Source organism: Streptomyces curacoi (assembly GCF_001513975.1).
Taxonomy (GTDB): Bacteria; Actinomycetota; Actinomycetes; order Streptomycetales; family Streptomycetaceae; genus Streptomyces; species Streptomyces curacoi.
Window position 1 is genome coordinate 256,386 of the sequence record NZ_KQ947994.1, and the last position, 566, is coordinate 256,951.

At 72.3% G+C, this 566-nt stretch carries 1 protein-coding gene; it reads left to right on the forward strand.

The window, feature by feature from the left end; all coding sequences use genetic code 11:
• Positions 1-566, forward strand: a 566-nt coding sequence (locus AQI70_RS32590) for a condensation domain-containing protein (RefSeq protein ID WP_244181923.1), incomplete at both ends; no start/stop codon positions are given.

The window sequence follows — 566 nt, forward strand, 5'->3', positions numbered from 1 at the left end:
ACGCGCCGGCCTGGTCCTCACCTCACAGGACGTCTTCCAGCGCCAGACCATCGCCGCACTCGCGGCCGGCCTCGCCGAGGCCGACGACGAAGCCAACCGATCCGACAAGCGTCCCGTGGAGGGCCCCGTGGTGCTCACCCCCATCCAGCGTTGGTTCTTCCGCACGCACCGCAACGCCCCGCACCACTTCAACATGGCCGTGCACCTCGAACTCGCCCCCGGCACCGACCCCGAGGCCCTGGCCACCGCGGTGACCGCGCTGGTGGAGCAGCACGACGCCCTGCGCCTGCGCTTCGAGCGCACCGGAGCCGGCTGGCGCCAGCGCGCCCTGGCCGCGGACGACACCGTACGCCTGGAGCGGCACGACTTCTCCGCCGTGGACGGCGACGAACGCGCCGAGGCCGTCACCCGCATCACCGACGCCCTGCAGACCGGCTTCGACCTCGCCACCGGCCCCCTGATCCGCTTCGCCCTGCTCGAACTCGGCGCCGGCAACGCCGAACTCGTCGTGATCGCCCATCACTTGGTGGTGGACGGGGTGTCGTGGCGGGTGTTGCTGGAGGACC